A 6,195-nucleotide genomic window follows, 5' to 3' on the forward strand; every position below is an offset into this window, starting at 1 on the left:
CCCCGTGCTCCGGGCGCACTTCGCTCTCCGCTCCGGAGAACGGCCGGTCGGGCGCCGTGTGTTCAAACCGGCTGAACCCGCCACCCCCTGCCGTCCGTCAGCCTGGAAGACGGCTACGGCGGCGAGGAGGCGCGGGTGGGCGTGGTGCTGATCAAGCGGAAGCCCCGGCGGCCGGGGCCGGCGATGCCCGACGGCGAGGTCCAGTTGCAGGAGCCGCCGGGTCTGCCGGAGAAGCAGAGCGGCATGTCGAGCATGCTCACCATGGCCCCGATGGCGCTCGGTTCGCTGTCGATGGTCTTCATGTTCCTGCACCCCGGCGGCAGCCAGGGGGGCGGCGCGCTCACCTACCTCGCGATGGGCATGATGGTGCTCTCCGCCGTCGGCATGCTCCTCACCCAGCTGATCCGGGGCTCCAGCGACCGCAAGCAGCAACTGCGCGCCGAGCGGCGCGACTACCTGCGGTACCTCTCCCAGATGCGCCGCCAGGTGCGCCGCTCGATCGACGCGCAGCGCCTGGCGCTCGCCTGGCGCCACCCGGCCCCCGAGGACCTGTGGACACTGGTCGGCACCAGCCGGCTGTGGGAGCGCCGACCCAGCCACCCGGACTTCAGCGACGTCCGGATCGGCCTCGGCGCCCAGCGGCTGGCCACCCCGCTGGCCCCGCTCGCCACCAAGCCGGTCGAGGACCTGGAGCCGCTGTGCGCCCACGCGCTGCGCCGCTTCATCCACGCTTACGGCACCGTCGACGACCAGCCGATGGCCATCCACCTGCGCGGCTTCGCGCACGTGCTGCTGCGCTCCGACGATCCCGCGGCCGCCCGGGCCATGCTGCGCGCCGTGCTCGCCCAACTCGCCGTGGTGCACGGCCCGGACGAGTTGACCGTCGCCGTCGTCACCGCCGTCGAACAGCGGCCGGAGTGGGAGTGGACCAAGTGGCTGCCGCACGCCCTGCACCCGACCGACACGGACGGCGCCGGCCCGGTCCGGCTGGTCGCGGGTAGCCTCGGCGAGGTCGAGCAACTGCTCGGCGAGGAGTTCACCGGCCGTCCCGGCTTCGAACCGGACGCCGCGCCCGAGCGCGACGAACCCTTCACCGTCGTGGTCCTCGACGGCCCCGGCGCGCACACCGGGAGCCGGGCGGCCCTCGCCGGATACCGCAACGCCGTCCTGATCGACCTCGCCGACACCCTGGAGTGGTCCCCGGCCCGCACCACCCTGCGCCTGCGGATCGAGGACGGCCGACTCGCCATGGTCGGGTCGGACAGCAACCGCAAGGACGTCGTCACCGACCTCGGCCGGCCCGACGCGCTCGCCCTGCCCGCCGCAACCAGGCTCGCGGCCCGGCTCGCCCGCTACCGGATCGCCGACGGCGTCGACGCCGCCGAACCGCTCGCCACCGACTTCGACCTCACCGCCCTCCTCGGCATCGCCGACCTCAACTCCCTGGACGTCGACGCGCTCTGGGCGCAGCGCGGCATCCCGCAGCGGCTGCGCGTCCCGCTCGGGCTCGGCCCCGACGGGCGGCCCGTCGACCTCGACCTCAAGGAATCCGCCCAGGGGGGCATGGGCCCGCACGGCATGCTGATCGGCGCCACCGGCTCCGGCAAGTCGGAACTGCTGCGCACCCTGGTGCTCGCCCTGGCCGTCACCCACTCCTCCGAGGTGCTCAACTTCGTCCTGGTCGACTTCAAGGGCGGCGCCACCTTCCTCGGCCTCGACACCCTGCCGCACACCTCCGCGGTGATCACCAACCTGGCGGACGAGTCCTCCCTCGTCGACCGCATGCGCGACGCCCTGCACGGCGAACTCGTCCGGCGACAGGAGCTGCTGCGCGACGCCGGCTACGCCTCGCTGCTGGACTACGAGACCGCGCGCGCCGCCGGCACCGTGCTGCTTCCGCTGCCCACGCTCTTCGTCGTCGTCGACGAGTTCAGCGAACTGCTGTCCGCGCACCGGGACTTCATGGAGCTCTTCATCATGATCGGTCGACTCGGCCGCTCCCTCGGCGTCCACCTGCTGCTCGCCTCGCAGCGGCTCGACGAGGGCCGGATGAGCGCGCTGGAGTCCCACCTGTCCTACCGGATCGGCCTGCGGACCTTCTCCGCCATGGAGAGCCGCGGCGTCCTCGGCGTCCCCGACGCCTACCAGTTGCCCTCCCAGCCCGGCAACGGCTTCCTCCGCAGCGACATCTCCACCCTGACCCGGTTCAAGGCCGCCTACGTCTCGGGCCCGTACCGGCCCAAGCGCAGTGCGGCCCGACAGGCCGCGATCGCCGGGCAGGTCGTCGCCTACGGCACCGACTACGTGATGCCCCGCCGACCGCAGACCGGCCCGGTCGAGCCGGAGGAGGAGCAGGGCCCCGTCGGCTCCCTCCTGGAGGTCGCCATCGGCCGGCTCCACGACGCCGGCCCGCCCGCCCACCGGGTCTGGCTGCCGCCGCTGGACGTCCCGCCCACTCTCGACGAACTGCTGCCGCCGCTCGTTCCGCACCCCGGGCGCGGTCTCACCACCGAGCACCCGGGCAGCCACGGCACCCTCAGGCTGCCCCTCGGCGTGGTCGACCGCCCCTTCCAACAACTGCGCGACCTGCTCATCGCGGACCTGGCCGGCGCCGGCGGGCACGTCGGCGTCGCCGGCGCCCCGCAGAGCGGCAAGAGCACGCTGCTGCGCAGCCTGATCGCCGGCCTGGCCCTCACCCACACGCCGGCCGAAGTCCAGTTCTACTGCCTCGACTTCGGTGGCGGTACGCTCTCCACCCTGCGCAGCCTGCCGCACATGGGCGGTGTCACCGGCCGGCACGACGGCGAGCGGGTGCTGCGCACCGTCGCCGAGGTCAACACCGTCATCACCCGCCGGGAGCGGTACTTCGCCGAACTCGGCATCGACTCGGTCTCCGACTTCCGCCGCCGCCGGGCGGCGGGCGACCTGCCCGAGGAGGAGCAGCACGGCGACGTCTTCCTGGTCGTCGACGGCTGGAACACCCTGCGCCAGGAGTTCAACGACCTCGTCCAGCCGCTCACCCTGATGTCCCAGCGTGGCCTCAACTACGGGGTCCACCTGGTCATCGGCACCACCCGTTGGGGCGAGATCGCCGGTGGCCTGCGCGACCAGCTGCAGACCCGGTTCGAGCTGCGCCTCGGTGACGCCGTCGACTCCATGATCAACATGCGGGCGGCCGCCAAGGTCCCCAAACTCCCCGGCCGCGGCCTCACCGAGGAGCAGCTGCACTTCCTCGCCGCGCTGCCCAGGATCGACGGCTCCGGGCGGACCGACGACCTCGGCGAGGGCATCGCCGACCTGGTGGACGCCGTGGCCGCGCACTGGAGCGGGCCCCGCGCCCCCGGGGTGCGGATGCTCCCGCTGAGCCTGGAGGCCGAACGCCTCCCGGCCCCCCAGGGGCGCCTGCGGGTCGCCATCGGCCTGGAGGACACCGAGATCTCCCCGCTGTGGCACGACTTCGAGGAGAACCCGCACCTGCTGGTCGTCGGCGACACCGAAGCCGGCAAGACCAACCTCCTGCGCCTGATGATCGATGCCATCACCACCGCCTACACGCCCTCCCAGGCGCGCATCATGCTGGTCGACTACCGGCGCGGCCTGTACGACGCGGTGCCCGAGGAGTACCGGCTCGGCTACGCGGTCGCCGTCGACAAGCTCCGCCAGATCGTCGACGGTGCGTCCCGGGCGATGAAGAACCGTGTCCCGCCGGCCGACATCACCCCCGCCAGGCTCAGGCTGCGCGACTGGTGGACCGGCCCGGAACTGTTCGTCCTGGTCGACGACTACGACCTGGTGGGCTCCGGCAGTGGCAGCCACCCCTTCGCCCCCCTGCTGGAGTACCTCTCCCAGGGAACGGAGATCGGCCTGCACCTGGTCGTCGCACGGGGGGCCAACGGCATCGGGCGGGGGCTCGCGGACCCCCTGCTGCGCAAGCTCCAGGAGGTCAACTCGCCCGCGCTGCTGATGTCCTGCCCGCCGTCGGAGGGCTACCTGTTCGGCAACTTCAAGCCCCGGCAGCTCGCCACCGGGCGCGGGTACTACATCACCCGGCGACGGACGGTCCAGGTGCAGACCGGACACCTCGCTGAGGAGGAGGAGGAGGAGTGAACGGATCCGCGGTACCCGCCGCCCGGAGCCTCCCGCCACCGCCGTCGCCCCGCCCCGCTCCTCGCCGAGCGCTGCGGACCGACGGTCATCGCCCCGGACACCGGGCCCCCGGCCGACCGGATCAGGCCGTCCGACCCCGCCCGCCACGTCCTCGACCCGGGCGTGGAGCAGCCGGAACGGCCGTTCCCCGCGACGTCCCCGCGCGCGGCCGGACGCACCGCGCTCCTGGCGCGGTGAACCCCGAGGTCCCGTTCGCCCGTCGGACAGGGTGTACGGACCAGGGATCGGCAGGAGGAGGACGGCATGACCGGGGCAGTGCACGACGGGTTCCGGCTCGCGGCGGTGTTCGACAGCGTGGACCCGGCGACCGGTCCCGGTTTCGCGCCCGACCGGCCGCGGCTCCAGGAGGACGGCGAGCGCGAGGCGGTCGCCCGCTACCTGCGGGCGGGGGCGCCGGTGCTGCTGACCACGATGCTGATGGACGACGTGGTCGACCCGGGCCGCCGGGCCGTCGTGCCGATGGGCTTCCGCACCGACGGCAGGTGGATCTGGACCGACACGGTCACGTACTACCTCCAGGAGTACGGGCTGGCGCCGGACCCGGACCTGCTCGCGCACGTCCGCGCGCAGGGCGACGGCCCGTGGACGGAGCCCTCCCCGGAGACCGTCGAGCAGGCGGTCGCCTTCGTGCTGGCTCCGCAGGAGGAGCCCCGGGAGGCGGTCTGGACCGTCGGGTCCTGAACCGGCCGGAGCCACCGGCCGTCCCGCCCGCCCGCATCCCCACCGGCCGCGACCCCGGGCCACACGCACCTCCCGACCCCGACGAAGGGAACCCCGGCATGCCGCGTCCGGCACCGACGGTCCGCGCGGAGCAGCGCGGACCCGGCTCGTCCCGCCCGACCGGAGCGGGCGTCCGCACCGGAGGGCGGCCCGCGGCGCGCGGCACGGTGCTGCTCCTGTCCGTCGGCCTGCTGCTGCCGGCCGCGGCCGGTGCGGCCGCCGACACCCCGGACGCCCTGCCCGGCGTCACCCAGCAGCGGCGCGACGCCGAGGACGGGCAGAACGGGTGTCTGCCGCGGTCCACCAGGGGCACTCGGCTCACCCCGTGGCCGCAGGCCTTCCTGCGGCCCGACCGGGTGTGGCCGCTCAGCCAGGGCGAGGGCGTCACCGTCGCCGTCCTCGGCTCCGGGGTCGAGGACGGGAACGGCCTGCTCACCGGCCGCCTCGACCGCGCCCCGCTGCCCGGCGGCGCCGATCCCGCGCAGGACTGCGTCGGCCACGGCACCTTCCTCGCCGACCTGATCGCCGCCGACCGGCGGGAGGGAACGGGATTCGCGGGCCTCGCGCCGCGGGCCAGGATCCTCGCGGTCTCGGTCACCTCCGGGACGGGGGCCTCCACGCCGGACCTCCTCGCCCGGGGGATCTCCGCGGCCGTCGACCGGGGCGCGCGGGTCCTCGCGGTGGCCGTGGCGCTGCCCGCCGGCAACGACGCGCTGGCCGCCGCAGTCCGGGCCGCCCGAGACAAGGGCGCGCTGGTCGTCGCCCCGGCGGCCCCCGACGCTGCCCCGTCCGGCACCGCCGAGCCCCAACCCGCCTACCCGGCGGCCTATCCCGAGGTCCTCGCCGTCCGCGGTCTCGCACCCGGCGGCGCCCTCCCCGGTACTTCCTCGTCCACCGCCGTCGGGGGCCGCGTCGACCTCGCCGCCCCCGGCGACGGCGTCACCGGACCCGGGCCCGGCCCGGGCGGCTACTACATCGGTACCGGCTCCAGTTTCGCCGCCGCCTTCGTCGCCGCCGCGGCGGCCCTCGTCCTCGGCTACCGCCCCGACCTCACCGTCGACCGGCTGACCCAGCGACTGGAGGGCACTGCCTACCGCAGCACCGACCCGAGGTACGGCTACGGCACCGTCGACCCGGTCTCCGCCGTCACCCGGTCGGCCGAAGCCGCGCCCGGCACCCCGTCTCCCGCCGCCGTCGTCATGCCGCCGGCCCGCCCCGCCACCCGCGCCCCGATCCAGGCCGTGCTCATCGCCTGCGCGGCCCTCGGCGGCTCGGCCGCGGTCGCGGCGGCGGCGGCAGCCGTCCCCC

3 protein-coding genes are annotated in these 6,195 nt (G+C 74.8%); all 3 read left to right on the plus strand.

Features of this window, described 5'->3' with window-relative positions:
• Positions 1–183 precede the first annotated feature (183 nt).
• Entirely contained in the window at positions 184–4,107 is a 3,924-nt protein-coding gene (gene eccCa, locus KSNIM_RS31265) for a type VII secretion protein EccCa (protein WP_263108195.1), read from the plus strand.
• A gap of 303 nt (positions 4,108–4,410) precedes the next feature.
• Positions 4,411–4,848: a hypothetical protein gene (locus tag KSNIM_RS31270; protein WP_263106481.1), complete on the plus strand. Its 438-nt coding sequence runs from the start codon at positions 4,411–4,413 to the stop codon at positions 4,846–4,848.
• A gap of 98 nt (positions 4,849–4,946) precedes the next feature.
• Positions 4,947–6,195, plus strand: a 1,249-nt coding sequence (locus tag KSNIM_RS31275; protein WP_263106482.1) for a S8 family serine peptidase, incomplete at its 3' end; no start/stop codon positions are given.

It is taken from the genome of Kitasatospora sp. DSM 101779, assembly GCF_025655475.1.
Taxonomy (GTDB): domain Bacteria; phylum Actinomycetota; class Actinomycetes; order Streptomycetales; family Streptomycetaceae; genus Kitasatospora.

What these genes read in the sequence shown, in the direction of transcription:
- KSNIM_RS31270 (WP_263106481.1), top strand. Translation starts at nt 4,411, where the DNA reads ATGACCGGGGCAGTGCACGACGGGTTCCGGCTCGCGGCGGTGTTCGAC.
- eccCa (WP_263108195.1), top strand. Translation starts at nt 184, where the DNA reads ATGCCCGACGGCGAGGTCCAGTTGCAGGAGCCGCCGGGTCTGCCGGAG.